The sequence below is a fragment of the Streptomyces sp. SCSIO 30461 genome (genome assembly GCF_037023745.1).
Taxonomy (GTDB): domain Bacteria; phylum Actinomycetota; class Actinomycetes; order Streptomycetales; family Streptomycetaceae; genus Streptomyces.
The window spans coordinates 7,923,598-7,948,290 of the sequence record NZ_CP146101.1; the positions used below are offsets into that span (position 1 = coordinate 7,923,598).

Genomic DNA, 24,693 nt, shown 5'->3' on the forward strand with positions numbered 1-24,693 from the left:
TTACAGGGCGTCCTTCGACGGAGTGATCGGTGTGCCAGACTTACGACATGGAGGCAACACAGACCAGGGGAAGTTGATCCAGTCGTCGGTGCGCTTCCAGACGTACTCGCACTTCACGAGGCTGTGCGACTTCTCGTAGATCACAGCGCTGCGCACCTCGGCCACGTGCTCGAGGCAGAAGTCGTGCACCAGCTTCAGCGTCTTGCCGGTGTCGGCGACGTCATCCGCGATCAGGACCTTCTTGTTCGAGAAGTCGATCGCGTTCGGCACCGGCGCCAGCATCACGGGCATCTCAAGCGTGGTGCCCACACCGGTGTAGAACTCCACGTTCACGAGGTGGATGTTCTTGCAGTCCAGCGCGTATGCCAGACCACCGGCGACGAACACACCGCCACGGGCGATCGACAGCACGACATCCGGCTCGTAACCGTCATCGGCGATGGTCTGCGCCAGCTCGCGAATCGCTCCGCCGAACTTCTCGTACGTCAGGTTTTCCCGTATCTGCGTCATGCCCGTCACACTTGTGTCCGATGGAAATTCACAAACGACCGGGAGGCCGTCGGCCCCCGCTGCCCCTGATAGCGGGACCCGTACTTCTCGGAACCGTAGGAGTGCTCCGCGGGCGAGCTCAGCCGGAACATGCACAGCTGGCCGATCTTCATGCCCGGCCACAGCTTGATGGGCAGCGTGGCCAGGTTCGACAGCTCAAGCGTCACATGCCCCGAGAACCCGGGGTCGATGAAGCCCGCTGTCGAATGCGTGACCAGACCGAGCCGCCCGAGCGAGCTCTTGCCTTCCAGCCGGGACGCCAGATCGTCCGGCAGCGTGATGACCTCGTACGTCGACGCCAGCACGAACTCACCGGGATGCAGGATGAACGCCTCGTCGCCCTCCGGCTCGACCAGCCGCGTCAGATCCGCCTGCTCGGCCGCGGGGTCGATGTGCGGATAGCGGTGGTTCTCGAACACCCGGAAATAGCGGTCGAGCCGCACGTCGATACTCGAAGGCTGAACCATCGATTCATCGAACGGGTCAATGCGTACCCGACCGGCGTCGATCTCGGCCCGAATATCCTTGTCTGAGAGAAGCACCCCCCGAGGATACGCAGAGCGCACGGCCCCACCCCAACCGGGCGGCAACCGCGCGCTCCCGCCGTCACCGCCTCACTGCGCCCGGCGCTGCTCCACAAGCCCCAGCGGCCCGCGCAGCTCGACCGGCACCGCATGCCGCAGCCGAGCACACCGGGGACACCGGATGAGCCGACCGGGCCCGATCCGGTCGGCGCCGAGCTGCTGCATCGGGAACGACGAGGTAGTGAACACATGCCCCTCGGCACAGCGGACGACGGTGCGATCGATCGAGTCCATCGGGTCCATCAAGTCCCTTCCCCAACACGTGGACGAAATAGCCACATTAGGGGATCAACAGGACACCGCTCCACGCGCCGCACCGCTACCCAAAGGTACGCCCTCCGCGGCCGCCTCTCACATGAAAGCACCCCGGCTCCATGCACCGAGGGGCTCGCATGGGGTACAGTGTGCAACGATGCGAAGGCCGATCAATCGGTCCGATTCGCGGGTGTAGTTTAATGGTAGAACATGAGCTTCCCAAGCTCAGAGCGCGGGTTCGATTCCCGTCACCCGCTCCACGACAAAGCCCTAGGTCAACGACCTGGGGCTTCTTTGTTGTCTAGACCTATCGGGGCCCGCGTGCCATTCGCGTGCCATAAGTGCCGTAACGGGGCGTCAGATTGGGCGGGGATTCATCACCCGTGGCCACCGGGCACCGAGTCGTCTCGAATCCCGAGATCCATTTCGAGTGACCTGCACCACACGCAGCAGGGGTGCGGCCTCGGCTGGCTACCGGGGCCGCACCCCTGTACGTCACTTGCGCCGAGCCGCTCGGGCAGGAGGCGCGAGCGAAGGAACGATCCTGGGCGCGGCACCCGACCCCCGGTCCACCGACGTGCTCTGGCTGCGGACATTGGCGTCGATGTCGTCGGCGAGCTTGCGCTGGTGCGCCTTGGTGGAGTGCTGGTAAATGAGCTGGGCGCGCTCCGAGGACTGGCCGGCGCGGACCATCAGATCCTTCAGCTTGGCACCGGTGTCGGCGGCGAGGGTGTTGCCGGTGTGCCGGAGGTCGTAGAAGCGGAACTCCTTCGGCATGCCGACCGCGTCGCGGGCCTTACGCCACTTCCGGCCGAAGGTGGTGCCGCGCAGGGCGGCTCCCCTCTCCCCGACGAAGACGAGCCCGTCGGGCCCGTCCTTGGCGAACCATTCCAGGTGCCGACGAACGTCGAGGAGGACGAAGCCGGGCAGCATGATCTCCCGTTTACCAGCGCGGGACTTGAGGTCCCCGATTACCCTGCGGCCGGTGTTCAGTTCCGGGGCCGCACGGCGTACCCGGACCGAGCCGGTGTCGAGGTCGATGTCGGCTTGGCGCAATTCGGCCAGTTCCTCCGGCCGCATGGAGGCGAAGGCACCGAGGAGGACCATCAGCCGCCAGCGGATCCCGATGGCCTCGGCGAGCGCGAAGACCTGCTCGACGGTGGCCACCGGTCGCTCGTCCGCGTCCTCGCGCCCCGCACCACGGATGGAGCAGGGGTTCCGCCGGATCAGGTCATCCTCAACCGCCGTCTGCATGATGGCCTTCAACAGACGGTAGGACTTGGCGGTCGTGGTGGCGCCGGTCGCCTTCCGCCGTTCCGCGCGCCAGGTCCTGACCTTGGCGGGGCTGATGGCGTTGACGTACTGGTCGCCGAAGGTCGACTCCAGGTGGAGGCGGAGCAGCCGCCGGTACAGCTCGTCGGTCGTGGCCGCGACGCCGCGCTCGTCGATCCAGCGCGTGGCGTACTCGGCGAACAGCACCTCGCCCGCAGTCGGGTCGATCCAGTCGCCGCGGGCCTGGTCGGCTTGGATCTGGGCGAGGAACAGCTCGGCTTCACGCTTGGTCTCGTACGTCTGCGGCGCCGCGCGCAGTATGCCGTCGGCTCCGGGAAAGCGGGCCTGGTAGCGGCCCGAGGGCAGCTTGCGGATCGCGCCGAAGCTGCGACGCGGGGCCTTCCTGCGAGATCGCGTCATTTCAGGCCGCCAGCCCCAAGTGGCGTCGGCTGCGGACGGGTTCGACTGTCCGCTCCTCGACATAGGCGGCCAGCACGCTCTCCGAGATCCGGACGTGCTTGCCGAGCTTGACGTAGCGGATGCGGCGCTCGGAGATGAGGCGTCGGATGAAGCGCACGCCGGTGCCGAGGCGTTCGGCGGCCTCGGCGACCGTGAGCAGGCGGTCGTTGTTGTTCACCTCCTTCGCCGTGCGGGGCTGGGCAGAGGCGTGGGGTATCGCCGTGTGGCGCAAGCGGGGTCCTCTCGTGGCTCGGCTGGTGGGGCGGCAACCCCGGCCGGGCCGGTGTCGTTCAGGATGGGATGGGCAGGCGGTGTGGCCGGGCCCTGGGGTTTGCGGTCCAGGGGCGACCGGAGGAGCGGGCTACGGCTGGGGCGGGGGCCCGAACTCCTCCTGGTTGATCTTCATGGTGTTCTCGGCGATGGCGTTGCTGACCATCACGTCGGCTTCCTCGCGGATGTCCGGGTGCTCGTCGAGGTAGGCGGTCAGATCGTTGGTCGCCCGGCGCCACGCGTGCTGGGCGCGCTGGGCGGCCAGGTTGGCGGCCACGACGGTGTCGATCAGCTCCATTGCGCGGCCGGCAGCGGCCAGGGCCGGCGGGCCAACGAGGTTGGACAGGGACACCCCGAACACCTCGGCGAAGCCGATGGCCTCGTCCAGGTTGATGCGGCGCTTGCCGTTCTCGATCCGCCACACCCCCGACGGGTTCATCTCGTAGCCAGCCTCGTTGAGGCGGTCAGAGAGCGTGGTGGTGCTCCAGCCCCGCTGCTCGCGCTCGACCTTGATCCGCTTGGCGGCGTTCTCCTCGCCCTTGAGCAGGACGCCCTCTGGTGCCTCGTCTCGCTCGTCGTCCGACATCAGACCCTCCTTCCTGTCGCAGCATGCCGCTGCAGTCCGCAGGGCCAGTTAAAACAGTACATCATTCTCTGCCCCTTGCAAAGCAGCTATACATGAGGCATAGTGATAGATGCGCCGGGTCCCTGCGATCCGGCATGCAAAAAGCCCCCCAGTGCTTGCGACACCGAGGGGCTCAAAGCGCAAACCTCACGCCGCCCATCCCTGAACGACTAGCTGCAAGGCCGGGATTGCCGTCCCGTATGGCCCGCAGATTGAGGAGCTCGATGTCCAGTATGGACGAAGCCACCCCGAACACGCCATCGCTTCCCGTCGAGTGGCCGCCGACAGCGATCCCTGGCCAGCCGACCGCCCCGTCGCCCGCCGCGGACCCCGAGGGCGTAGAGGTCCTGGACCTGCTCCGGGACACGATCCGTCGCTACGTCGTGATGCCGAGCGAGGAGGCCCTGACCGCGACCACGCTGTGGGCTGCGGCGACCCACCTGCAGACGGTGTGGCAGCACGCGCCGCGCCTCGCAGTGGTCGGACCGGCTAAACGGTGCGGGAAGTCGCGGCTCCTTGAAGTACTGATCGAGGCGGTCCATGAGCCGCTGATCACGGTCAACGCCTCCGCCGCCGCGATCTTCCGGTCGATCGGCGAGGCAGACCCGCCCACGCTCTTGGTGGACGAGGTCGACACGATCTTCGGCAGCGCGAAGGTCGCGGAGAAGAACGAGGAGATGCGCGGCCTGCTCAACGCAGGCCACCAGCGCAACCGGCCCACCCTTCGCGTCTCCGGCCCCAACCACGAGGTGGTCAAGTTCCCCACCTTCGCCATGGCCGCCCTCGCCGGCATCGGCGACCTCCCCGACACGATCATGGACCGGTCGGTTGTCATCCGCATGCGCCGCCGATCCGAGACCGAGAAGGTCAGCGCCTGGCGCTACGGCCGCGACGACCTGGCGGTACGCGAGCTCCGCACACGACTGTCAGCCTGGCTGACCTCCGTACGCGAGGAGGCTCTCGCGCTGGAGCCGAAGCTGCCGGTCGACGACCGCGCCGCCGACACCTGGGCACCGCTGATCAGCGTCGCCGACATCGCGGGCGGACACTGGCCCGTCCTTGCCCGCACCGCGTGCACCGCTATGACCGACTACGAGGCCGGGCGCGACGAGGACGGCGGACTCAGGATCCGCATCCTCACCGACATCCGCCGCGCCTTCGCCTCCGAAGGCGACCAGCCGGCACTCCGCACCGGCCGCCTCCTGGACATCCTCAACGCGGATACCGAGGCGCCTTGGGCCGAGCACAGCCCCAACGGGCTCACCCCGCGCGGCCTGCAGATCCTGCTCCAGGACTACGGCATCAAGTCGGCCAACCGCCGCTTCCCCGGCGGCCACCAGGCCAAGGGCTTCACCCGCGCCCAGTTCACCGACGCCTGGACCCGCTACTGCACGCCCGAGGCAGCCGCCACCCTACCCGTCGAGCCCGGCGCCTGACCCTCCCCGAGTCGTCCCACTCGTCCCCGCGCAGGTCAGCGCAGGGACGAGTCACCGACCCGCAACGAGTCGACTCGACATCACCGCCCCACCCGTACCTGCCCTGACCAGCGGCGGGACGAGTGGGACGAGTCCCAGCGGCCCCGCAGCCGCCCACGCCACGGCGGCTGCATGCGGCCCTGCCACAAGCTCCGCTTTCCCCACCATGGAGACTTCCTTGCGCTCCCCTGCCCCAAGCACACCAGCAGCCATCCGCGCTGGAACCTCACATCTCACCTCCGACGCCAAGAAGAAGGGACTCAACCAGCGTGGTGGCTCTGGCGACGCTCGCCGACCCCCCACATCCGCTGGGAGTCGTCGCGTGAACCGCACGGGACGCATCGTCCTCGTGATCGGCCTGGTGGCCGTCGTCCTCATGGCCTTCCGGGTCTCGTGGAACGCGCTGTCCGACGTTGCCCGCGCCATCGGCGCCGACTCCACCGCAGCCCTGCTCTACCCGATCGTGGTCGACGGGCTGATGGCCCTCGCGCTGATCGCCACGCTCGTGCTGCCCGGCGCCGACCGGAAGTTCGCTCTGCGGGTCCTGGCGACCTACACGGTCGCCAGCCTCCTGCTGAACTACGTGCACGGCCTCGTACCGGCCCTGCACACCGACTCGATCCAGTGGGGTCGACTGACCGACTTGGACTACGCGAACTGGGCTCTTGTACTGCTGGCGACCTCGCTCCCGGTCGGGTCGATCTACTTCGGGTCGGACCTCGTGGCGAAGGTGCTGCACCACAATCCCGAGCTGACCGACTCCCCCGCAATGGCCTCTGCCCAGTCGGCTGGCGGGCAGGTCCCACAGTCGACGCCTGACCGGGCCGAAGCAACTCCCGAGCAGCTGACCGAGTCGACTCCCGTGAAGGTCACCGAGGCACCCGAAGCGGCCCCCACCACCCGACCGCCCCAATCGGCCACAGTGGCGAAGACGACCGGAGCCGCCCCTCGGCGGGCGACCGGTCGGGTCCCCGCCGCCGCCAAGTCGACCGCCGACCGCACCCGCACAGACGCCGAAGTCCTCGACAAGGCCCGACTCCTGACCGCCGACTGGAGCGACGACCAGCTCACCGCCGTGCGTCTGCGCACCGAACTGCGGATCGGCCAGAAACCGGCCCGCATCCTGCGCGACCAACTGCAGGCCGAGCGCGCCAGCCAGGCCCAGCCTGTCGCGGACGACCGCTTCGAGGTCGGGCCACCCGAGGAATTCGACGAAGCCGCCTCCCTCGCCGGCGCCGTCTGACCCCCGCAAAGGCACCGCCCCGTCCTTCCGGCGCATCCCGTGTCCCCGTGCACGGGGACACGGGGGCCGCGCACAGCCAAGCACCCAGCACCCCCCGGAGAACCGATCCATGCACGGCCCGAACCACGAACTCCCCACCCTTCAGCAGAAGATGACCACCGGCCTCAACAGCCCAGCAAGGTATGACGTTGGACCGTCCAAGGGCCGGTCCAACGCAGCCTCCGCCCCGGGGGTGGCGGAGGCAGAACCCCGGCGCGAGGGCGCACCGGGAACAGGGGGTGTACGCGCCGCCGACGAGGCCACGCTGCACCGCGTCGCCCGCCGCCGCGCCCGCCAGAAGGTGCAGCGCAAGGAGCGCGTCGACGTCCGCTACAGCACCGACGAGAAGACCGAGATCCTCGCCGCAGCTCGCCGACTCGGTCTGGCTGGCGCCCATCTCGTCGGCGCCCTCGTCATGGCACACCTGAACGGCGACCTCGCCCTGCCCGGCCAGCGAACCGCCACCGACGACCTGATCGACGAGTACGCCGCGCTACGTACCCAGCTCTCCAGGATCGGCACGAACGCGAACCAGATCGCCCACCGCCTCAACGCCGGCGGCGATACACACCCTGTGGACACCGCGGTACTCGCCGAGGCCCGCCAGCTTGTGGCAGCGGTGGAACAAACGGTCACGGCTGTCGACACCGTCGCCGATGTGGCCGCCACAACCCCCAGGGCGGCCTGATTGATCGCCAACATCGTCAAGGCCGGCCACAAGACCAGGGGCGTTCTGAACTACCTATACGGGCCCGGCCGCGCCAACGAGCACACCGACCCGCACCTCGTCGCCTCCTTCGACGACTTCGTGCCCGACCCCGGCCGCAACCCCACAGTCACCCTCGCCCAGCTCGCCGCCGTCCTCGACCTCCGGGTCAAGCAGGCCGGCCGCAAGGCGCCGAAGAACCACGTCTGGCACTGCTCGATCCGTGCCGCACCCAAGGACCGCCACCTGACCGACGACGAGTGGGCCGCCATCGCCCGCCGCGTCCTCGACGCCACCGGCATCGCTCCGGCCGGCGACGCCGACGCCTGCCGCTGGGTCGCCGTCCGCCACGCCGACGACCACATCCACATCGTCGCCACCAAGGTCCGAGGTGACCTCCGCCCGCCCCGCAACTGGAACGACTTCCTGCGCGCGGACAAGGAACTCGTCGCCATCGAGAAGGAATACGGGCTCCGGCAGGTCCCGCGTGGAGATCGCACCGCCGCCAAGCGCCCCACCCGAGCCGAACAGGAGAAGGCCCAGCGCACCGGCCGAGCCACAACCGCCCGCGAACGCCTGCGCACCACCGCCCGCACCCTCCTCGCAGCAGCCACAACACCAGAGGAGTTTTTCCGCCTCCTCGACGGCTCCGGGGTACTCGTGGAGATCCAGCGATTCCCCTCAGGCGACATCCGCGGCTACAAGGTCGCCCTTGCCGACGACACCAACAAGGACGGCCAACCCGTCTGGTTCTCCGGCTCCACCCTCGCCCCCGACCTCTCCTACCCCAAGATCAACGAACGCCTCGCCGCCACCGACACCAGTCCAGCGGCACCGCCGGAGCCCCGTGCCTGGCATCGCCTCGCCCGTGCCACCGACCGGGTGCCCGACCTCCTCGACCACAGCGAGGACGAAGCCGGGCAGGCACACATCGCCGTCCTCGCGGAAACCCTCGACGTCCTGCCCCTCGCCGCCCCTCCGGGTCTGCGGACCGAACTCCTGCAGGCAGCCACCGCCTTCGAGCGGGCCAGCCGCTCACGCATCCGCGCCCAGCACCAACAGGCTCAGGCCACACGCCGGGCAGTCAAGGCGATCCTGCGTGAACCCGCCCCGAAGGACGGAGCCCTCCTCGCAGTCCTCCTCGACGCCGTTCTGCTGGCGGCCGTAGCCGCGCAGCACTGGCACCGCACCCGCGGCCACACCCAACAGGCGGAGGCCGCCCGGCAGACCGCCGACCACCTTCGCGCCGCCTACCAGGCCGCGGCCACCGAGCCACTGTCCGTGCTCCGGCAGCGAGGGACACGGCTGGCCGACTCACTGCGCCGCCGTCAGGAGTTCGCCCTGCGCCGGGCTCTTCCCGAGATGGCCGCGCAGATCCTCGCGGAGCCCGGCTGGCCCGCTCTCGCTGCCACCCTCGACCGAGCCGAAGCCGTCGGCCACAACCCCGCCGCCCTCCTCACCGAGGCCACCGCCCGACGCGAAACCGACACCGCAACCAGCGTCAGCGAAGTCCTCACATGGCGACTCCACCGCATCGCCGACCTGACCACCAGCACCACCAGCAGTGCCCCAGTGCCCACCTCGGCCGCCTACCGCCCGACCAACACCGCCCCCAGCCAGCAGCGCCGCACGCGCTGAACCCCACCCTCAAGGAGCACCCCGTGAAGATCCACCCCTTCGCCGACGCCTTCCCGATGCTCGACCCTGACGAGCTGCTCGACCTCGCCGAGTCGATCAAGACCGACGGCCTGTACGAGGAGATCGTCCTCGACACGGACGGTGTCCTCCTCGACGGCCGCAACCGCCTCGCCGCCTGCGAGATAGCCGGCGTCGAACCCCGCTTCACCACCTACACCGGCGACAACCCCCGGGCGCTGATCTTCTCCCACAACGTCGTCCGCCTGCACATCAGCAAGGGCCAGCAGGCCATGATCACCGCCATGGCCTGTTCCGTTTCGGGACACTCACCGCGCGGCCTGGCCAAGACGCACGGCCTCAGCCGCACCCGCCTCTCCGCCGCCAACGTCGTCCTCACGTACGCCGCCGACCTTGCCGAACAGGTCCGCGTCGGGGCCTTCCCCCTCGACGCCGCCTACGAGATCGCCCTCGAACACAAGGCAAAGACCGCAGCCGAACTGGAGAAGCTCGACCGCCTCAGCGAGCACGCCCCCGACCTCGTCAAGCAGGTCTCCGAAAGCCACCTCACCCTCGACGACGCCATCGCCACGCTGGAGGAACGACAGGAACAGGAGCGGATCCGCAATCAGATCGCCGAGGCCGACGAACTCCGTCTCGCCGACGGCCACACCACCCCGCCTCTGACCCAGCTTGCGAAGCAGGGAGACATCACCTGGCACAAGGCTCATCAGCAGGCCGAGCAGTACGTCACCCACCGCCGGTCCGCGATCCACCACACCCAGCAGGCCATCGAACAGGCCGCCCAGCACTGGACCACGATCCGGCCCCCCATCACCCGCCCTGACACAGCCTTCGCCCGCGAAGTCCACGCCGGCCTCTCACCCGAAGCCCAGGAACTGACCGCCCACCTCACCCCACTCAGCTGACACGAAGCGCCCCTCGGGCCCAGGTCCAGGAGGTCTGGGCCCGATCCGCGTAGTCATCAGCCTGCGGAGGAGAGCTCCGCCGCACGTCGTGTCCCGAGAGTGAACAGCGACGGCATTCCCTCACTGGACATCTGCCTCGTTCCCCGAGGGAACAAGGCCGCACCGGTGAGTCGGAAGCGCGGCCCGCCTGGCAACTCGCGCACGCGTACGCGGTGTCCTGGGTACCGTGCTCATGTCGAACTCTGTACGGACAGACCGGCGCACCCCGCGCGGAAGTCCGATGGTTGGGGAGGTGTCCTGATGCTGGAGGAAGCCGAGGAGATCGGCCGACGTGTCCGCAGGGCGAGGCTGCGCCTCGGGATGCCACAGGCGGACCTCGCGACGGCGCTGGGCAAGTCGCAAGGCTGGGTGTCGAAGATGGAGCGGGGTCTGATCGAGCTGGACCGGGTCGGGCTGCTCAACCAGGTCGCCGCCGAGCTCCACGTCCACCCGAACGACCTGATCGGGCGCCCGTACAGCAGCTCGCCCGATGACAACCAGTGGCAGGTCGCCGCCTCGTCGATCCTGCGCGAACTGCGCCGCTACGACCTCACCCCGGTCTTCGACGGGACGCCGCGGCCGGCCTCTCAGTTGTGGCGAGAGGTGACCCGGCTCCACCGCCTCCGGGACACCGCCGCCAACGTGGCGATCCTCCGCGTCCTGCCGGACCTGTTCCGCGAGGCGCGGGCGCTGGCGGAGGTCTCGGAGGGGCACGAGCGGGAGGAGGCGTACGCGACCTACGCCGTGTGCTGCAAGTTCGCCCACACCGCCGCCCACTCGCTCGGCCACCCCGAGCTGGTCACGATGGCCTGCGAGCGGGCGGCGTGGTCGGCCCGTCTGTCCGGGGACCCGGTGCTGCCGGCGGTCGCGGACTGGATGCGGGTGTGGGACATGTGGGCCACGGCGGACTGGGCAGACGCGCTGACGCTCTCGGACAAGGCGATCGGGTCGGTGCAGCAGGCGTACGAGGACGGTGACCCGCTGGCTGTACGGGCCTGGGGCACGCTCCAGCTACGGGCAGCGGTCTCGGCCGCCCGCGCGAGCCGTGCGTCCGAGGCTGAGGACCGGATCGGGTACGCGAAGGATGCCGCCGAGCGGATGGACGCCTACGTCGGGGCTCCGGTGTACGACCGGCACTCACTGACGTTCTCCGCCGGGAACGTGCAGATCCACGCGATCAGCGTGGCCCTGGAGATGGGCCAGCAGAGCAAGGCTCTGGAGATAAACCGCCGCACGAGCCCGGAGCTGGTCGGCGCCTTGCCCAACTCCCGTCAGGGGCACCACCACATGGACATCGCGCGGGCGTGGCTGTGGGACGGCAACCGGGGCCAGGCTCTCGTCGAGCTGGAGACCGCCGAGCGGATCGCACCCCAGCTCGTAAGGAATCACCCCATCGCCCGCTCCACGCTCCGCAGCATCGTCTACGCCGAACGGGCAGCCACACGTGAGAAGTTGCGGCGCATGTCCGACCGCTTCCACCTGGACGGATAGGGGTCGTATTCCTCCGGCTCATATTCAGAGGCACGGCCGTCCCTAACTTCGGAGCATGACCGGACGACGCCTTCCCCATCTCCCCTCCCAGGGAGCCGAGTTAGGAACTGCGGCTCCCTTCTTTCCTCAGCTCGGGGACCTCGCCGCCGACACCGCCCGCAGCGGCCGGGTCGGCGTCGTGGTCACCCTCCCCGGCGAGGACTCCGCCACCACCTATCACCTGCGACCGCCCGGCGGCGGCCCCGCCTGGTCCGCGCCGGCGGACGGCACGACACTGCGCCCGGTGCCGGCGCAGGTCACCCACGCCACGCTGCTGCCCGGCCGGGACGCGGTCTACGACCCGCGCGCCCGCCAGGGCTCGGTGCCCGTGGAGTTCCACCTGGAGGACGGATCCACCCGCGAGGGGGCGCTCGTCCTCACCGCGGTCGACCTCGAGCGGCTGTACGCGCAGACCTGCCGCCTCCTCGACAGGCACGAGAACGTCCTCGGCGAGGACTCGTGAGCAAGGCCCGCCATCGCTTCCCGCGCCCCACGCCCTTCGTACGGGCGGACCGCAGCGGCCGGATCGCCCTGACGTTCCTCACCTTCGCCGGTCTGGTCGGTCCCGCCTGGGCACTGCGTACCCACGCCGACCAGCTTCTCGACACCGCTGGCCACCGAGTGGCCGTGACCACGCCGGACGCCGTGCCGCCGTCCCTCGCCACCGGCCACTGAACGGCCCTCCGCCGAGGAGACCCGGAGCCTCCCCGCACCGCTCCCGCACCACTCGGCGGAGGGCGACCAGCCCCGCACTCGTCCTCGTACCTCCGACACGCGAACGGTGAAGGTAGTGACCACTTCCCTAGAACCGACCACTACCGGCCGAGGGCCGGACAGGCGCCTGGCGCAGCCACTCCTCCTGCGCACCCCGCGCGGTCTCGCCTACGCCGACGAGCGCGACGAGGACCGCTCGGTCGAGGGCGTACTCCTGAGCCGGGCCGACGCCGGGGCCGTATCCCAACGGACAGCGATGGAGCGGCTGCTGTGCCAGGTCTGCTCGGCACCGGCCGTGCGGACCGGTGCGGGCGTCCTGTGGCGACTGCCGCTCCCGACGAGCGATCACCGGTGGGACAGCTGGCCCGAGGGCGCCATGGCCACCGAGCCGCCCGTGTGCCTCCGGCACTCCGCCCCGCCCCGGTCGGGCATCGGATACCGGGCCTTCTTCGCCGCCGAGGCCGAGATCGTCGGAGTCCACGGAACGCTCCACCCGGCGCCGAGGCTCCTGGCCTCCCCGGTCGAGCGGATGCTGCGCTTCAGCGACCCGCGGATGCCGTGGATGGTCGCCACCCACTTCGTACGGCAGCTGGGGCGGCTCACCCCGGCCGACGAGCAGGGAGAGGCACGGTGACCGGCCCTGGGCCGCTCGGCCCCGACGGAGTCCGCAGGGTCAGGGGCTGGGCCACGCAGGCCGCCGCCACCGCCCGTGCCGCCCACCTGACAGTGAGCTCGGCGGTGATCTCGTCGGTCAGCTCCAGCGAGCGCAGGGTGTGCGGCATGGTGCGGGCGGCGTCCGCGACGACCGCCGCGTCTTTCGCGTCGGTCTTGGCCTCGCCGGGGTAGAGGTCGGCAATCCGTCGCATCGCGAGTCCGGGCAGTTAGGCGACCTGGCAGCCCGCATCGCGGGCGACGGTCAGCGGCAGGGCGCCGATGGAGGCAGGCTGGTCCACGACCACCAGCACGGTGCCGAACTTGTCGCGCAACTTGTCGAAGACGGCCCGCAGCTTGGGCTCGCTGTTGGGCAGCGGTTTGTCGAAGACCTTCTTTCCGGCCGGGGTGAGTCCGTGGCCGTGGTGTGTGCTCTTGCCGACGTCCAGGACGAGGAAGACGCCCACGCCGCTGGTGTCGATCACTGTGCCCCCACTTGCTCGATACCGGTGCTGGCCTGGGTGTCGGGGCCGTTCTCACGTATCCACGTTATGCAGACCTGCCGCCCGCCAACGGCCGGGCATTGCGCCCGGTCAGGTGGTGGTCGGACCTCTGACTTGTTGAATCGGACCCAGACGCACGGTATGCAGCCGTAGCGCCCAGGGTGCCGACCGGTACGGGCTCGCGTGACCTCATGCCGCCCCAACTCGGGCTGGCTCATGATGAGTTTGCCGCCGCCGGTCGGCACCCGCGCGGTGTGGCTCGACAGAGGCGTGACCAATGGACGCTGAGACTTCAAGTCAGAGTGCCCACCGCACCCCTCCCATCCCGTTCGACCTGGGCAATGTGCACGTGATCACTATCGGTATCGATCCCCACAAGTTGTCCCACACCGCTGTCGCCGTCGACGCCGCAGGACACCAGCTCGCCCAGCGGCGCTTCGTCGTCAACGCAGGGACCGTCCGGCAGCTGATGCGCTGGTGCGAGCGGTGGCCCGAGCGCCGCTTCGCCGTCGAGGGCGCCAAAGGACTCGGCCGCAGCCTCGCCCAGCAGCTGGCCTCCGCCGGCGAGCATGTGGTGGACGTGCCCTCCACCCTCTCCGCCCGGGCCCGGCTCCTGGCCACCGGCGGGGACCGCAAGACCGATGCGGCCGACGCCCTGCACGTCGCTCAGGTCGCCCTCTTCCGGCACGACCTGCGCAAGGTCGAGCCGGAAGACCAGTCGATGATCCTGCGGCTGCTGACCGAGCGGCACGATGATCTGGTAAACGAACGCACCCGCATCATCAACCGCCTCCATGCCGTGCTGCGAGACCTGCTGCCCGGCGGTGCCCCCACCCACCTGTCCGCGGAGAAAGCCGCCGCCCTCATGACTCCGCCGCGTCTCTTGTCGCATCGGATGCCCACGACGATCCGGCGACGCTGGAATGGGGCTGCCGTGCCGTCCTGCCCCTGTGGGGATCTCTCCGATCTCCAGCGCGCGTACAGACGCCTCCCTTCGGGATGATCGTTGAGGGTGCTGCGCCACGCCCCCGGTTCCAGCCCCTCGGACGCACACCAGGCGCGGTGTACGGCGTTGGGACTGGCGGTAGCACCCCGGCAAAGTCGAGGATCAGGCCGCGCTGCTCGTGCCCGTCCGGCGTGGCAGTACTGTCCGACATCCGGCATCCGCCCTTACGCGATTGGTCTCTTGGGGGACGGTACCGCGCGGTCGGCCACAGGGGTGTCCCTCTCTCAGACCTGACGACTCGCGCAGCCGAGCAGGTAGGCGCGGGGGATGATCAAGTCGGTCAACAGCTGACCTGGCGTAGGAACCTTCCCTCCGTTGACCGCGATTACCGCCCCCAATCACGACCAAGGGAGCAGCGCCACGAGAGCGGCCTCGGGAAGGCCCGACAACGACGCACCCCACGACGAAAACAACCACAGAACGGAAAGACCCGGAGATCGCTGCCGCGCTGCGGGTCAGCGAGCAGTCCGTGGATCGGTGGAGGAGAGCAGGGGGACCCGCATCACAGGCTCACCCTTGGACCAGATCCGTCCGCGCCGGGTGGTGAGCCTGCCCTTCCGTCAGGCCGCCCCGCGCCCGAGGCGGGCCACGGCCGTGTCTCCACCACCTCGTCGGCGTGTGCCTCGGCGCCGGCACCTCGGGAGGCACACCCGGGCCCGTCGTCATCTGCGTCGGCGAGATGAGAATGTGCGGGTTCGTGGCGTAAGGATTTCTACCGCATAAAAGGAGCAGCGGCAATTCAGCCGCATCGAGCTTGACGGCGTGCTAGCCTCGGATTCAGTTGCAGTAGTGGTTCCAGAAATTCACGTGCATCCAGTCGCCCAGAGGGGCCTCCGGGGTCACTTTTCACCTCCGGTTCTTCTCCGGCGGGGTAATCATCGCGGCGACACGGCATCCGCACAGTGCGGATGCCGATGATTCCCGAAGGAGATATGTCATGTCCACTGGTATCGTGAAGTGGTTCAACGCGGAAAAGGGCTTCGGCTTCATCGAGCAGGACGGCGGCGGCCCCGACGTGTTCGCCCACTACTCGAACATCTCCGCACAGGGCTTCCGTGAGCTGCAGGAGGGCCAGAAGGTGAACTTCGACATCGCGCAGGGCCAGAAGGGCCCGACGGCCGAGAACATCGTTCCTGCCTGACAGCGGCGCGTACGACGTAGCTGGGGCCCGCATCCTTCGGGGTGCGGGCCCCAGCTGCATGCGTTTTCCGCAGCACAACTCCACCGGATCCGCCTCCGCGACCCACGTGACGGACGACCTGGGTCACATAATCATTTCCGGCCCTCATTCTCCGCCGACGATCGGCAGTTCCGGATTCCGCCAGCACGGATTTTACTCCCCATTCGAGGTCGTCTCGAAAATCTCCGACCGGCACAACGCCGGGGTGAATTCCGTGATGGGCACTGCATCGAGGAAGGTTGCACATGAACGGCACGCACACGACCGATCATCTTCCGGACACCCGAGGGGAGTTCGCCCTGCCCGCGTCGGTCACCCCCGCGCTCCCCGCAGTGGAGGCGTTCGCCGATCTCGGCATGCCGGAGCGGCTGCTCGCCGCGCTCGTCGCCGAGGGCGTCACCGTCCCCTTCCCGATCCAGAGCGCGACCCTGCCGAACACGCTTGCCGGCCGTGACGTCCTGGGCCGTGGCCGTACGGGCTCCGGTAAGACGCTGGCCTTCGGCCTCGCCCTGGTCGCCCGTACGGCGGGGGCGCGAGCCGAGCCCCGTCAGCCGCTCGCCCTGGTCCTGGTCCCCACACGTGAGATGGCGGACCGGGTGGCCGACGCCCTCACGCCGTACGCCCGCGCCGTCGAACTGCGCCTCGCGACGGTCGTCGGCGGGAGGCCCATCGGCAGGCAGGCCGACGTCCTCCGCGGGGGCGCCGAGATCGTCGTCGCCACTCCGATCCGGCTCAGGGACCTCGTCGCCCGCGGCAGCTGCCGACTGGACCGGGTCGCCGTCACCGTCCTGGACGAGGCCGACCAGATGACCGACATGGGTTTCGCCCCCCAGATCACCGAGTTGCTCGACCAGGTGGGCCCCGGGGGACAGCGGATGCTCTTCTCGGCCACGCTGGACCGCACGATCGGGCGGCTGGTCAGCCGCTACCTGTCCGACCCCGTCGTCCACTGCGCGGATCCGGCGAGCGGCGCCGTGTCGATGCTGCACGTACACTCCGACGACAAACAGGCCGCGACGGCCGTGTGATCATGTTCCTGGTCACCAAGCATGCAGCCGACCGGCTGACCAGCCGCAGGGCGCCGGCGCGGTTCAGGAGCGGGCGGACACCCGTGCTCGTCGCCACGAGCGTCGCCGCCCGCGGTATCCACGTCGATGGGCTCGACCTCGTCGTCAACGTCGGCCAGCCCGCCTGCCAAAAGGAATACCTGCACCACGGCGGCCGTAACGCCCGGGCGGGAGGGACCGGCAGCGTCGTCATCGTCGTCACCCCGAACCAGCGCCGCTCGACGACCCGCCTCATGGCCGAGGCGGGGAACCACCCGCGGACCACCCGCATCCGCCCCGGCGCGCCCGAGCTGCACCGGATCACCGGTGCACGGACCCCGGCGGGCATCCCCGTCCACGGCACGGAGCCGCGCGACCGCCCCGCACGCGGGTACGGCCCCGCCCACCCGGCGCGGCCACCCCTCACCGATGGAACGCCGGACCGCTCCGTGGCGCTCCCCGCCCGTCCGGGCCTCCTGGAGCCTTCCGCCCCGGGGCCTACGCCCCTTCAAACTCCCCGTAGGAGTCGCGTATGACACCGATCCAGACGCCGACGCACACCGCGCGGCCCGCCCCCACCGACCGGCCCGTATCCCACGCCGACGAGACAGAACCGCATGCCTGGGCCGACATGACCGTCGAGGTGGCTATGGCGGTCATGCGCGGCGCCCGCACCGAGCGCCTGATCGTCCGTGACGCAGACGGCCGGCGCACCGGCCTGGTGACCCTGGCCCAGCTCATCGGCTTCCGTGCCACTCCCGACTACACCGACCGGGTACAGCTTCGCGACTTGCGCACCGCGGGCTCTCCGTCCCGCTCGTGACCACGAGAGCCACCGCCGAGCGCACGATGCCCATCGACAGGCCCACCACACGGCCTGGACTCCGACAGACGCCGCCGCATCCGGACCTCCCGAGTCCGCCGCCGCGCTGCCACATGGCGGCCCGGTCCGTTTCCCGCCGTCCTCTGCGAGGTCCCATGCGTTGCGTCATCGCCCGCTTCCCCTTCGAGTTGACGAGGAACGGTGTCCTGGAAGCGATGAAGGGCGTCAAGCCCGAACCCGTCGCCGGCGAGTCCGTGGTCATCGGACGCCGTGAGTACCCCGCCAAGCAGGTCGGCGCGGTCATCACGCGCCAGGACCGTCGCGATTTCAGCGCCGGCGAGGTCGTCCGGGCCATGGTCCGGCTCGGCTTCGTCTGCCGTACCCGCCCGGAGGCTGAGCCCCCGGCCGCCCTCAACCCGCTCCAGCAGGCGTCTGCCCGGCTCGGGACGCCCACGGCGCTCTGACTTGACAGGCGCATGTCTCGCCTGAAGGTGGTGCCCGGCCGGTGCGCACCGGTCGGGCACCACCGCGTCGCGCGGCGGCTCAGCCGTCGACGCCTCCCGCTCTGTCCGGTCACCGGCCGCCGGTCGACGCGCGGTCCGTACCGCCCTTCTGCGGGACCCTCCGCGTGCCCTGAATGATCCGGCAGCGGCACTCCGTCCGGGGACGCCCCGTGGAAGACGTCGTCGAGCTCGCCCACGCAGGTCGACCGGGCAGGACCTCCCTCCTTCGCCCCACAGTGCTTCGGGGCTCCGTCGCGGTGAGCGTCGTGCACCCCGCGGAAGACGGACGGACGACTTCCGCGCCACAGGCCACCCCGGGGACAACGGCACGGTGACGCCGGACCGGCAGGGGGGATGGGAGCATGACGCTCAGCGAACGCGCCGGACCGCCGGCGCGCGGACTGGGAGGTTCGACGGAGAGGTTCCGAGCCGAGCAGGTGTGGCACGGGCTGGAGCGCCTGCCGACGCGCGTTGCGCGGTACGCGAGCCGGCGCGACTCGCGTACACCTCCGGTTCCCTGACGTCCGAGGACACCAGACACGACGCTCTTCGGCCCCGTCCCCAGAGAGGTGAGAATGACAGCAGACGATTCGACTGGTCGTCTCGACGATGACGACTACCCCGCCTACACCATGGGACGGGCGGCCGACATGCTGGGCACGACTCCCGGGTTCCTGCGCGCCCTCGGGGAAGCCCGGCTGATCACTCCGCTCCGCTCCGAGGGCGGCCACCGACGCTACTCCCGCTACCAGCTGCGCATCGCCGCCCGCGCCCGGGAACTCGTCGACCAGGGCACTCCCATCGAGGCCGCCTGCCGCATCATCATCCTCGAGGACCAGCTCGAGGAGGCACGGCGCATCAACGCCGAGTACCGCCGCGCGGCGTCCGAACCACGCCCTCGGGACGGGGACTGAGCAGGGCCTGCGGTGCTACGCGGTCCCGCTCATCCAGGTTCCTCCGTCCCGGGCACCGGTGCGGCCACTGCGGTGACGAGGATCTCGGCGGCCTGCGTGACGTTGTCGGCCCGGACCGCGCGGGCCATGGCCGTACGCGCGGCATCGGGCTCCGTGTCCGGGGGCACCACCATCAGCGCGAAGTGGTCCCGCTCACCGCGAGTGATCAGGACGGTGTCGTCGCCGACGGGGAACGAGTCGAGGTGGACGACCCGGTCGTCCACGACCAGTCGGGTCGGGATGGCGTTCCACGCCACGGCATCCAGCCCGACCCGGGTGATGGGTCCGAGATGCTCGGCCAGGGCGGATACGAGCGCGGGGATCTCCCGCGCCACGTCCCGGGTGCGCGGCCACCACGCACCGTCGAGGACGCCCTGCCGTGAATGCGTCGTCTCCAGCCGGAGCAGGGCCGTGCCGGGACGCACCCTCTCGTGGATCGCGTCCGGTAGGACCAACGGGGGCGAGTGCGGGATGTCCGAGTCGGCCATGGGGGTCCGCCCGTCTCAAGGAGGGGACGTGGCCGTCGCGTGTGACGGGCCGCGGACGGGTGGAGTGTGCCGTCACTTCACGGTAACTCAGGCTCTCGCGTCCCCGGCCGCCACCCACGCTGTCCGCGAACGGAAAGCCTCCTCTGTGTCGTCTCACGTACGAGGTGCTCGGACGTACCCTGGAGGGACCGGGAGTACTTCGCACACCGGCACCCGTGCAGGTGTCATTCCCGGGGAACACGAGAAACCGGGCTGCCGACGGCGGCTCGGGGGCAGGTTCGCACCATGACCACCATCCTCGACAGGACGGCGAACCGCGCCCCCATCCCAGGACGTGCAAGCCGGCTGTCGCTCACCCCGAAGACCGGGTCGGCCGCGAGCGCGCTCGACGGCGCCTGGTGGCCCCGTTCCCGTGACCTGGCGGCCGAGCTGCCGTCGCTGACCGACGCCCTCGAAGCCCGCTGGGGCCGCATCACCCGGATCGCGGTGAACCCGGGTCGCTGGCGCGCCGTGCCGCGCCGGGTCTCCTCTTCCGGCCACGCCCTGCACGTGGGCTGGTTCACCGAGCTGGATCCGGACAAGATCATCCTGCTGTCCTACGCGGTCAGCCGCTGCGACCTGCTCGTGGTTCCGCCCGAGGCCCAACCCGCCTCCGCGGCCCGCCTGATGTCCGCCGCCGCTGTCCCCGGCAGCGTCCTCACTCCGGGTGTGCTGCTGTCCGACGAGGCCGCGACCGCCCACCGCGAGCGGGAGGACCGAAGCGGCGAGGAGCTCTGGGAGGCCGACGGCGGGGCCGTCCTCGGGCGCCTCCGAGGCCCGGTGGCGCACGCCGTCGTCGGCGCGCGGATGATCCACCCTGCCGAGGTACATGCGGAGTTGACGCCATGGAGTTCCTGATCACGCTCGCGGTGGGCGCCCTCCTGGTCGCGCTCGGCGTGCTTCTGATCCACCGACTCAATGCCGCGCGCGACGCGCGCATCGCCGCCCACCACCTCAGCGACCGCTTCCCCGCCCTCCGCCGTCCACCCGGACGCAGCCGTCCCGGGCCCGCCGGGCGAACGGCCGCCCACGGACACCCGATCCTGACCCCGGACCATTCCTCCGCTCGAAGGGCGGCGGGGTGGGGCGACCCGGCATCCCGGAGAACCCCACCCGCCGACCTCTCGCTTCGCTCCGAAGGGAACACGCCGTCTTGCGCCCCGTTCTGAGTCCCGCCGAAAACGAGCCTCTGCCACAGTCAGGGCTCGCGGAGATCCGTATCGTCGCCGCCACCCCCGATGCCGCCCGCATGGTCGCCGAAGTGATCCGCCGGTGCTTCGCCGGGACGGAACAGCGCAGCTACCCGGCGCCGGGCGGCGGCACGCGGCTCCACCTCACCGTCGACACGGAGACCGCCGCCGGCCCCGCCCGCTCCTGGCTGGCCACCAGCCGACCGCCCACCGGTACCGGCCCGCACGCCGAGGAGCCCTGACCGGCTGCGAACGACACCGCGCGGGGCGTGAACGACACGGGCCGGGGCGACCCGCACCGGCAGGGGCGGTACCGCCGACAGGTCGCGGGTTCCCCGAGGCGCCGGGCAGGCGGCCGGCGTCACCGGGGCGGCATACGGGCCCGACCGCCGCATCCCGGTGCAGCACCCCGCCTCCGCCCGCGACCGCCACCTCATGACCGAGGGCCTGGTCACCGGTCATCCGGTCCCCCTGCGCCGGTGGCGGCTGTGTGGCGTGGTCTCGCTCCGAGGAGCATCCTGGAGGCCACACCGCTGGTGGGCCACGCCGGTACCTGCCGCCGCAGGGCCCCGGAGGCCGACCCGCGCGGCAACGACGGGCGAGGCCCGCGTCTTCCGGTTGGAGGCAACGGATGCCCGTGGGACAGCTCGGTGATCCGGATCGGTCGGAGAGCTTCGGCGAGGGGCTCCTCGGCACGTTCCTGGACCGCGCGCACGAGCTGCCGCCCCATCTGGTCGGGTCCGTCGTCGCCGGCACCGTGGCCCGTCTGGGGGGCCGTGACCCGCAGATCCTTCTCCAGGACTACGGTCAGCAGAAGCTGGTTCCCCTGGTCGGCGAAGGTCTGACGGACGGCGGACCACACCCCATCGACCGCTCAGCGGCGGGCCGGTGTTTCCTCACCTCGTACCGCGTCGAGGAGGACGTGCCGGCAGGCGGGGTGCGCGTCCATGTCCCTCTGCTGGACGGAGGGGAGCAGGCCGGGGTCCTCGCCGTCACCCTGGACGCGGTCGACGACGACGACCGCCGCCTCCTGCGCAGAATCGCCGGCCTGACCGCCCAGTTGCTGCAGTCCAAGAACAGCTACACCGACCTCTTCTTCCGCACCCGACGTAGGGAACCCATGAGCGTCGCCGCCGAGGTCCAGTGGTCTCTCCTGCCACCACTGGCCATGACCATGCCCCGCGTCGCTGTCGCCGGAGTTCTGGAGCCCGCCTACGACGTGGCCGGCGACAGCTTCGACTACGCCCTGAACGGAGACGCGCTCCACCTCTGCATGATCGATGCCATGGGCCACGGCCTGAACGCGGCCACCATGGCCACCGTAGCCATCGGCGCCTACCGGCACGCCCGTCGAATCAGCGTCGAGCTGTCCGAGATCTACCTGTTCATGGACCGTGCCGTGTCCGAGCAGTTCGCCCCCGACCACTTCGTCACCGCACAGATGATGCGGCTGGACACGAACACCGGCCGCCTCCAGTGGGTCAACGCCGGGCACCCCGCGCCCATGCTGATCCGCGGGCACCGCGTGGTGGGCCGCTTGGACAGCCCCACCACCCTGCCCGTCGGCTTCGGAGGAGCGCAGCCGCAGGTCAGCGAAGTGACACTCCTTCAAGGGGATCGCATTCTCTGCTTCACCGACGGCCTGGTGGAGGAGCACGAGAGCGGCCGGGAACAGTTCGGAGAGGACCAGTTGATCGCCTGGATCCAGCAGCTGGACCCGGTCGAACGAGGAGTTCGCGCGGTGGCACGCGACCTGTCCCACACACTCAGGCGGGCTCGCGGCGAGACCACCTCCGACGACGCCACACTCCTCTTGGCCGAGTGGCGTGGCTGACCTCCGTCGTACCACAACGTGCCAGAAGGGCTGGTGCGCAGCGACGAACAAGGGTGCGAAGGAGACCATCGCACGGGGTCTCAAGACGTCGTTCTCCCAGGTCAGACCGCTTTCGGCCCGATTGCCAGGTGATTCCCAAGCCTGGAGCGCGAGTCGATTCTCGTCACCCGCTCCAGACAGAAGCCCCAGGCCATCGGCTCGGGGCTTTCTTGTTGTCTAGAACTATCTGGGCGTCGCGCACCACCTGCGCACCACCTCGACGGCGATCAGAGCACGGGCCGTTGGCCGTCCTCACGTCACGCAGACGGAGACAAGAACGCATACATCGCCCGACCGTCCACCCGGGCACCCTCGTCGGCCAGTTGGCGCCAAGCGGCATGCTGAGGATCGTGCAGAGCCTTCGCCAACGCGAGCTTCTTGCGGTCACCCTTGTCAAGCTCGGCCCTCAGTCGCAGCGGATTGGCGGGCAGCGAGAGCAGGAACGCCAGATCTCGGTAGTGCCTCTCCGGTGAAGCAGTCTTGATGCCGACCGCTGCAGCCTTCGCCACGATCGCCCCAAGCAGACTGGGGCGGCGGATGCGGCCCGTTCGCTGCCCCAATTGAACGATCACAGCCTCGGTTCGCTGCGCAGCCTGCCGGCCGCCTGGAACCTCCAGAGTGCGGCCGGGCGGCGTCGTTGTGAGGTCTGCACGGGGGCCGAGGTTGTCGGGGGCCAGCAGATCCACCACCAGCCGCCGCGGCTCAACCCCGCGCTGGTAGCGGTGCAACAGGTTGCCCTGTGGCGACATGCCGGCGGGGGAGAATCCGAACCGTTCCAGCGCTGCAACCAATCGGCGCAAGCTCCGCTGGTCCGATTGCACATCGGCGAGGACATCAAGGTCGGCGCTCGCCGCCGGTGGCGTCCGGCCGTACTCCAGACCGTGCAGAAGCACCATCTGCCCACCGATCAGCGACCAGGCATCCGGCACCTGCTCCGACAGGTCGAAGAGCACGCCCCACAGCTCCACCAGCGGACCGGAGAACAGGTCCGACTCCAGTCGCACGCCGGGCGCCTCAGCCTCCATGATCACGCCCTCCGTGGTTGTACGTGGCGAGCCAGGAGGGACGCAAGCAACCTGGACGCCGCGGCGTCGGCTCGACCCTCGTGGAGGTCCAGCAAGTCGGCCGCCACTACCGAGGCCGGAGCGTCGTGGCCCTGCCCGGCCGTTCCGGGCGACTGAGTCAGGAACGACCAGAGTTCCGCCGGTGGGATGCGAAGCAAGACATTGCCCCGCTCCTCGTCACGGACCAACCCGAACTCGGCTTCCAACTCCTGCACCTTCTCGGGATGCACGTAGATCTCTGCACGCCCGAGAGCGACGTAGTCCGCCCCCACGTGCGCTGCGGCGCTCGCACCACCCCTCACCACATCCGGAGCGGCCAGCAACGTCGGCAGGACGCCTGAATGAACGCGGTACGAGCGCACCTCAGCCCGGGCGGCAAGAAGTTCCCGGAGCAGCGCCGGGGCCAACCGCTCGTGGGCGATGAGGCTCCGCAGCCGCGCTCTCACCCTGGACTTCTCGGCGTCGGACAGATCCACCGGCGGACGGCCATCCAGCAGCGCGAGAACGCCCCACGCGTTACGGGGCGACAGCGGTCTCCGCGAGCGCGTGCCACGGTCCTTACGATCCCGGACACTGCCCCCGACAACCAGCCAACGACCACCGACTCTCTGCCCTTGGAGCGTTCCGTCATACAGCAGCTGGCGAACACGGGAGTCGTCCACCCCGAGCAGGGCTGCAGCCTGCTTCACCGACAGCAATTCCATGATCATCCCCTTGCGCCTCCTCTCCCGATGCCAGGAGAGAACCCGCAATTCAGTATGCAGCCCCGATCTTCTTGCGTCAACCCTCACGATATCGGGAGGCAAGGCGCAATCGTCTATCGGGCAATCCAGGCACTGAGCGGGGCAAGCGCCTCAGCCAGGGAAGTCAGCGGACTCGCAGGCGGGGATTTCACCCTCACCCCGACCATCCCGTAGCGCGTGCCACAACGTGCCAGTAGCGGCGGTGAACAGCGGTCAACAGGGGCTCCCCCGGCGACCCGCCGAACGATTCCCCGCAAGGACGTTCCCACAGGTCAGCGGCTATACAGGCACCCAAGTGCGGAGCGAT

At 69.8% G+C, this 24,693-nt stretch carries 26 protein-coding genes, 1 tRNA gene and 2 pseudogenes; 19 read left to right on the top strand and 10 right to left on the bottom strand.

The window, feature by feature from the left end:
• From V1460_RS35540 to V1460_RS35550, 3 genes are all read right to left on the bottom strand, one after another.
• On the bottom strand, window positions 1–510 hold the full coding sequence (locus V1460_RS35540; protein ID WP_338677709.1) for a phosphoribosyltransferase: 510 nt from the start codon (window positions 508–510) through the stop codon (window positions 1–3).
• A gap of 5 nt (window positions 511–515) precedes the next feature.
• Entirely contained in the window at window positions 516–1,091 is a 576-nt protein-coding gene (gene dcd / locus V1460_RS35545; protein ID WP_338678361.1) for a dCTP deaminase, read from the bottom strand.
• Window positions 1,092–1,163: 72 nt separating this feature from the next.
• Window positions 1,164–1,367, bottom strand: coding sequence for a hypothetical protein (locus V1460_RS35550; protein ID WP_338677710.1), 204 nt, complete (start codon window positions 1,365–1,367; stop codon window positions 1,164–1,166).
• A 207-nt stretch (window positions 1,368–1,574) separates the two neighbouring features.
• On the opposite strand from V1460_RS35550, the gene V1460_RS35555 reads away from it, so the two are divergent.
• Window positions 1,575–1,648, top strand: a tRNA-Gly gene (locus V1460_RS35555).
• A 235-nt stretch (window positions 1,649–1,883) separates the two neighbouring features.
• Here the strand turns inward: V1460_RS35555 and V1460_RS35560 are convergent.
• The 3 genes from V1460_RS35560 to V1460_RS35570 form a co-directional block, all read right to left on the bottom strand.
• The gene (locus tag V1460_RS35560) at window positions 1,884–3,080 is read right to left on the bottom strand and encodes a site-specific integrase (protein ID WP_338677711.1); all 1,197 of its coding nucleotides are present in this window, start codon (window positions 3,078–3,080) and stop codon (window positions 1,884–1,886) included.
• 1 nt (window position 3,081) lies between these two features.
• The gene (locus V1460_RS35565) at window positions 3,082–3,297 is read right to left on the bottom strand and encodes a helix-turn-helix domain-containing protein (protein ID WP_338678362.1); all 216 of its coding nucleotides are present in this window, start codon (window positions 3,295–3,297) and stop codon (window positions 3,082–3,084) included.
• Between the two features lie 183 nt (window positions 3,298–3,480).
• The gene (locus V1460_RS35570) at window positions 3,481–3,975 is read right to left on the bottom strand and encodes a helix-turn-helix transcriptional regulator (protein ID WP_338677712.1); all 495 of its coding nucleotides are present in this window, start codon (window positions 3,973–3,975) and stop codon (window positions 3,481–3,483) included.
• A gap of 272 nt (window positions 3,976–4,247) precedes the next feature.
• Here V1460_RS35570 and V1460_RS35575 point away from each other — a divergent pair, with 272 nt between their 5' ends.
• The 9 genes from V1460_RS35575 (at window position 4,248) to V1460_RS35615 (ending at window position 12,958) form a co-directional block, all read left to right on the top strand.
• Window positions 4,248–5,450: a DUF3631 domain-containing protein gene (locus V1460_RS35575; RefSeq protein ID WP_338678364.1), complete on the top strand. Its 1,203-nt coding sequence runs from the start codon at window positions 4,248–4,250 to the stop codon at window positions 5,448–5,450.
• Between the two features lie 361 nt (window positions 5,451–5,811).
• Window positions 5,812–6,732: a DUF2637 domain-containing protein gene (locus V1460_RS35580; RefSeq protein WP_338677713.1), complete on the top strand. Its 921-nt coding sequence runs from the start codon at window positions 5,812–5,814 to the stop codon at window positions 6,730–6,732.
• 109 nt (window positions 6,733–6,841) lie between these two features.
• Window positions 6,842–7,459, top strand: coding sequence for a MobC family plasmid mobilization relaxosome protein (locus tag V1460_RS35585; protein WP_338677714.1), 618 nt, complete (start codon window positions 6,842–6,844; stop codon window positions 7,457–7,459).
• Window positions 7,460–9,115, top strand: coding sequence for a relaxase/mobilization nuclease domain-containing protein (locus V1460_RS35590; protein WP_338677715.1), 1,656 nt, complete (start codon window positions 7,460–7,462; stop codon window positions 9,113–9,115).
• A 23-nt stretch (window positions 9,116–9,138) separates the two neighbouring features.
• A complete protein-coding gene (locus V1460_RS35595; protein ID WP_338677717.1) occupies window positions 9,139–10,041 on the top strand; it encodes a ParB/RepB/Spo0J family partition protein in 903 nt (300 codons plus the stop codon).
• Window positions 10,042–10,341: 300 nt separating this feature from the next.
• Window positions 10,342–11,571, top strand: a complete 1,230-nt coding sequence (locus V1460_RS35600; RefSeq protein WP_338677718.1) for a helix-turn-helix transcriptional regulator — start codon at window positions 10,342–10,344, stop codon at window positions 11,569–11,571.
• A gap of 55 nt (window positions 11,572–11,626) precedes the next feature.
• A complete protein-coding gene (locus V1460_RS35605) occupies window positions 11,627–12,073 on the top strand; it encodes a hypothetical protein (protein WP_338677719.1) in 447 nt (148 codons plus the stop codon).
• A complete protein-coding gene (locus V1460_RS35610; RefSeq protein ID WP_338677720.1) occupies window positions 12,070–12,285 on the top strand; it encodes a hypothetical protein in 216 nt (71 codons plus the stop codon). Before V1460_RS35605 ends, V1460_RS35610 begins: the two co-directional genes overlap by 4 nt.
• A gap of 115 nt (window positions 12,286–12,400) precedes the next feature.
• Window positions 12,401–12,958, top strand: a complete 558-nt coding sequence (locus V1460_RS35615; RefSeq protein ID WP_338677721.1) for a hypothetical protein — start codon at window positions 12,401–12,403, stop codon at window positions 12,956–12,958.
• On the opposite strand, the pseudogene V1460_RS35620 reads toward V1460_RS35615, so the two are convergent.
• Window positions 12,924–13,460, bottom strand: a pseudogene (locus tag V1460_RS35620) (IS110 family transposase). The gene V1460_RS35615 and the pseudogene V1460_RS35620 sit on opposite strands and share 35 nt — an antisense overlap.
• A gap of 295 nt (window positions 13,461–13,755) precedes the next feature.
• Between V1460_RS35620 and V1460_RS35625 the strand changes: the two are divergent.
• The 6 genes and pseudogenes from V1460_RS35625 to V1460_RS35655 all read left to right on the top strand — a co-directional run bounded on the left by V1460_RS35625 (window position 13,756) and on the right by V1460_RS35655 (window position 18,950).
• Window positions 13,756–14,481 carry a transposase gene (locus V1460_RS35625; RefSeq protein WP_338677722.1) on the top strand — a complete coding sequence of 242 codons (726 nt, stop codon included), beginning with the start codon at window positions 13,756–13,758 and terminating at the stop codon, window positions 14,479–14,481.
• 940 nt (window positions 14,482–15,421) lie between these two features.
• Window positions 15,422–15,625 (top strand): cold-shock protein, encoded by a 204-nt coding sequence (locus tag V1460_RS35635; RefSeq protein WP_338677723.1) that lies wholly within the window; start codon window positions 15,422–15,424, stop codon window positions 15,623–15,625.
• Between the two features lie 284 nt (window positions 15,626–15,909).
• A pseudogene (locus V1460_RS35640) lies at window positions 15,910–17,246 on the top strand (DEAD/DEAH box helicase).
• Complete coding sequence (locus tag V1460_RS35645; protein WP_338677724.1) at window positions 17,243–17,533, top strand: CBS domain-containing protein; 291 nt, start codon at window positions 17,243–17,245, stop codon at window positions 17,531–17,533. Before V1460_RS35640 ends, V1460_RS35645 begins: the two are co-directional and overlap by 4 nt.
• A gap of 155 nt (window positions 17,534–17,688) precedes the next feature.
• On the top strand, window positions 17,689–17,997 hold the full coding sequence (locus V1460_RS35650) for an SCO5918 family protein (RefSeq protein ID WP_338677725.1): 309 nt from the start codon (window positions 17,689–17,691) through the stop codon (window positions 17,995–17,997).
• A gap of 614 nt (window positions 17,998–18,611) precedes the next feature.
• Complete coding sequence (locus V1460_RS35655; protein WP_338677726.1) at window positions 18,612–18,950, top strand: MerR family transcriptional regulator; 339 nt, start codon at window positions 18,612–18,614, stop codon at window positions 18,948–18,950.
• A gap of 29 nt (window positions 18,951–18,979) precedes the next feature.
• Here V1460_RS35655 and V1460_RS35660 read toward each other — a convergent pair whose 3' ends face one another.
• Entirely contained in the window at window positions 18,980–19,477 is a 498-nt protein-coding gene (locus V1460_RS35660) for a DUF5994 family protein (RefSeq protein WP_338677728.1), read from the bottom strand.
• 285 nt (window positions 19,478–19,762) lie between these two features.
• Between V1460_RS35660 and V1460_RS35665 the strand changes: the two genes are divergently transcribed.
• From V1460_RS35665 to V1460_RS35675, 3 genes are all read left to right on the top strand, one after another.
• A complete protein-coding gene (locus V1460_RS35665) occupies window positions 19,763–20,374 on the top strand; it encodes a DUF5994 family protein (protein ID WP_338677729.1) in 612 nt (203 codons plus the stop codon).
• Between the two features lie 307 nt (window positions 20,375–20,681).
• Window positions 20,682–20,948: a hypothetical protein gene (locus V1460_RS35670; RefSeq protein ID WP_338678365.1), complete on the top strand. Its 267-nt coding sequence runs from the start codon at window positions 20,682–20,684 to the stop codon at window positions 20,946–20,948.
• 389 nt (window positions 20,949–21,337) lie between these two features.
• Window positions 21,338–22,540 carry a PP2C family protein-serine/threonine phosphatase gene (locus V1460_RS35675; RefSeq protein ID WP_338677730.1) on the top strand — a complete coding sequence of 401 codons (1,203 nt, stop codon included), beginning with the start codon at window positions 21,338–21,340 and terminating at the stop codon, window positions 22,538–22,540.
• Window positions 22,541–22,836: 296 nt separating this feature from the next.
• Here V1460_RS35675 and V1460_RS35680 read toward each other — a convergent pair whose 3' ends face one another.
• Together V1460_RS35680 and V1460_RS35685 are read right to left on the bottom strand one after the other, a co-directional pair.
• Window positions 22,837–23,604, bottom strand: coding sequence for a hypothetical protein (locus V1460_RS35680; RefSeq protein WP_338677731.1), 768 nt, complete (start codon window positions 23,602–23,604; stop codon window positions 22,837–22,839).
• Between the two features lie 2 nt (window positions 23,605–23,606).
• A complete protein-coding gene (locus V1460_RS35685) occupies window positions 23,607–24,353 on the bottom strand; it encodes a helix-turn-helix domain-containing protein (RefSeq protein ID WP_338677732.1) in 747 nt (248 codons plus the stop codon).
• Between the last annotated feature and the right edge of the window lie 340 nt (window positions 24,354–24,693).